The 3,080-nt window shown below is 51.3% G+C and carries 2 rRNA genes; both read right to left on the reverse strand.

Annotated elements, in window-relative coordinates:
- Positions 1-9: 9 nt before the first annotated feature.
- Positions 10-127 (reverse strand): 5S ribosomal RNA (gene rrf / locus VB620_RS20705).
- Positions 128-246: 119 nt separating this feature from the next.
- Positions 247-3,075: ribosomal RNA gene (locus VB620_RS20710) — 23S ribosomal RNA — on the reverse strand.
- Between the last annotated feature and the right edge of the window lie 5 nt (positions 3,076-3,080).

Raw genomic sequence — 3,080 nt, forward strand, 5'->3', positions numbered from 1 at the left:
TAAAGATAAACCTGGCATCGAGCTATTTTTGCGTAGGGCTACCCCTAAACTATCGTCGCCGCAGTAGCGTTTCACCTCTGAGTTCGGGAAGGGATCAGTGTGGTTCCACCACGCAATAGACACCAGGAAAGAGTGTAATTACTAATTCGTAATTCGTAATTCGTAGTTAAAGAATTAGAAATAACGAATCAAACAGTAACCCTGAAGGCTGCATAGTTACGCGAATTAAGTAGTCACCAATGTTTTGAGGTCAAGCCCTCGGTCTGTTAGTACCCCTCAGCTTCATACATTACTGCACTTCCACTTAGAGCCTATAAACGGGTGTTCTGCCCGTGACCTTACCTACTCTCGTAGTGAGAGCACTCATCTTGAGGTGGGCTTCCCACTTAGATGCTTTCAGCGGTTATCCGCTCCGCACTTGGCTACCCAGCGTTTACCGTTGGTACGATAACTGGTACACCAGCGGTGCGTCCTTCCCGGTCCTCTCGTACTAAGGAAGGCTCCTCTCAATGCTCTTACGCCTGCACCGGATATGGACCGAACTGTCTCACGACGTTCTGAACCCAGCTCACGTACCGCTTTAATGGGCGAACAGCCCAACCCTTGGGACGTACTTCCGCCCCAGGTTGCGATGAGCCGACATCGAGGTGCCAAACCTCCCCGTCGATGTGGACTCTTGGGGGAGATCAGCCTGTTATCCCTAGAGTAACTTTTATCCGTTGAGCGACGGCCATTCCATGCTGTGCCGTCGGATCACTAAGGCCGACTTTCGTCCCTGCTCGAGTTGTTTCTCTTGCAGTCAAGCTCTCTTCTGCCTTTACACTCTTCGCACGGTTTCCAAGCGTGCTGAGAGAACCTTTGCGCGCCTCCGTTACTTTTTAGGAGGCGACCGCCCCAGTCAAACTGCCCACCTGAAACTGTTCCCTGACCGGCTTACGGTCACGGGTTAGAATTCTAGCTTCGCCAGAGTGGTATCTCACCGTTAGCTCCATATTCCCCACAAGGAATATTTCATCGCTTCCCACCTATCCTGCGCAAGCGAAGCCCGAACACAATTCCAGGCTACAGTAAAGCTTCATAGGGTCTTTCTGTCCAGGTGCAGGCAGTCCGTATCTTCACAGACATTCCTATTTCGCCGAGTCTCTCTCTGAGACACCATCCAGATCGTTACGCCTTTCGTGCGGGTCGGAACTTACCCGACAAGGAATTTCGCTACCTTAGGACCGTTATAGTTACGGCCGCCGTTCACCGGGGCTTCAGTCGTCAGCTTCAGGGCGAACCCCTGACCAACTTCCTTAACCTTCCGGCACTGGGCAGGCGTCAGCCCCCATACGTCCTCTTTCGAGTTAGCGGAGACCTGTGTTTTTGGTAAACAGTCGCCTGGATCTCTTCACTGCGACCCACGTCTTAGGTGGGCACCCCTTCTCCCGAAGTTACGGGGCCATTTTGCCGAGTTCCTTAGAGAGAGTTATCTCGCGCCCCTTGGTATTCTCAACCTCCCTACCTGTGTCGGTTTCGGGTACGGGTATTGTGTCTTCATCACATTACAAGCTTTTCTTGGCACTATCCTTCACCACGCGGAGTTCGTAAACTCCTCCCAAACCAATCAGGGTATGGCTATCTTTTATGCGTCCCTTGCAATGCTCCCACACAATAGTCAGGGATTATTCACCCTGTGTCCATCGACTACGCCCTTCGACCTCGCCTTAGGACCCGACTAACCCTCCGTGGACGAACCTGGCGGAGGAACCCTTAGGGTTTCGGGGTGTATGATTCTCACATACATTTGCGCTACTCAAGCCGACATTCTCACTTCCGTCTCGTCCACAGCTGCTCGCCGCTACTGCTTCTACCTACTACGGAACGCTCCCCTACCGATTGATAATTAAATCAATCCCACAGCTTCGGTACATTGCTTAGCCCCGTTCATTTTCGGCGCAGGAGCGCTTGACTAGTGAGCTATTACGCACTCTTTTAAGGTTGGCTGCTTCTAGGCAAACCTCCTAGTTGTCTCTGCACTCCCACCTCCTTTATCACTTAGCAATGATTTGGGGACCTTAGCTGGTGGTCTGGGCTGTTTCCCTCTTGACAATGAAGCTTATCCCCCACTGTCTCACTGGCAATGTGTTCTCTGGGTATTCTGAGTTTGTCTCGATTTGGTACCGGTCTCCCAGCCCGCACCGAAACAGTGCTTTACCCCCCAGATTTAATCATTACCGCTGCGCCTAAACACATTTCGGGGAGAACCAGCTAGCTCCTGGTTCGATTGGCATTTCACCCCTAACCACAGCTCATCCGCTGATTTTTCAACATCAGTCGGTTCGGACCTCCACTTGGTGTTACCCAAGCTTCATCCTGGCCATGGTTAGATCACCAGGGTTCGGGTCTATAAACACTGATTTTCGCCCTTTTCAGACTCGGTTTCCCTTTGGCTCCGGCATTCTCGCCTTAACCTACCAGTGCCTATAAGTCGCCGGCTCATTCTTCAACAGGCACGCGGTCATCCGTTGAATCGGACTCCCACTGCTTGTAGGCTGACGGTTTCATGTTCTATTTCACTCCCCTTCCGGGGTTCTTTTCACCTTTCCCTCGCGGTACTGGTTCACTATCGGTCACACAGTAGTATTTAGCCTTACGAGATGGTCCTCGCTGATTCACATGGGATTCCTCGTGCCCCATGCTACTCGGGATTCAGCTACTATCCTTGAGTTTTCAACTACAGGACTTTCACCTTCTTTGGTGCAGTATTTCGCTGCTTCGTTTAACCGCTAGATTCGATGTCGCTGTCCCACTACCCCAAGAGATAAATCTCTTGGTTTAGGCTCTTCCCCTTTCGCTCACCACTACTTAGGGAATCTCTTTTGATTTCTCTTCCTCCAGCTACTTAGATGTTTCAGTTCGCTGGGTTGGCTCTTTCCTGCCTATATATTCAGCAGGTAGTATTTAGGGTTGCCCCATTCGGAGATCTCCGGCTCAATGTTTGCTTCCAACTCCCCGGAGTATATCGTCGGTAACCACGTCCTTCTTCGCCTCTGTGTGCCTAGGTATCCACCGTCAGCCCTTATTAGCTTGACCACTTT

The organism is Nodularia harveyana UHCC-0300, assembly GCF_034931085.1.
Lineage (GTDB): Bacteria > Cyanobacteriota > Cyanobacteriia > Cyanobacteriales > Nostocaceae > Nodularia > Nodularia harveyana.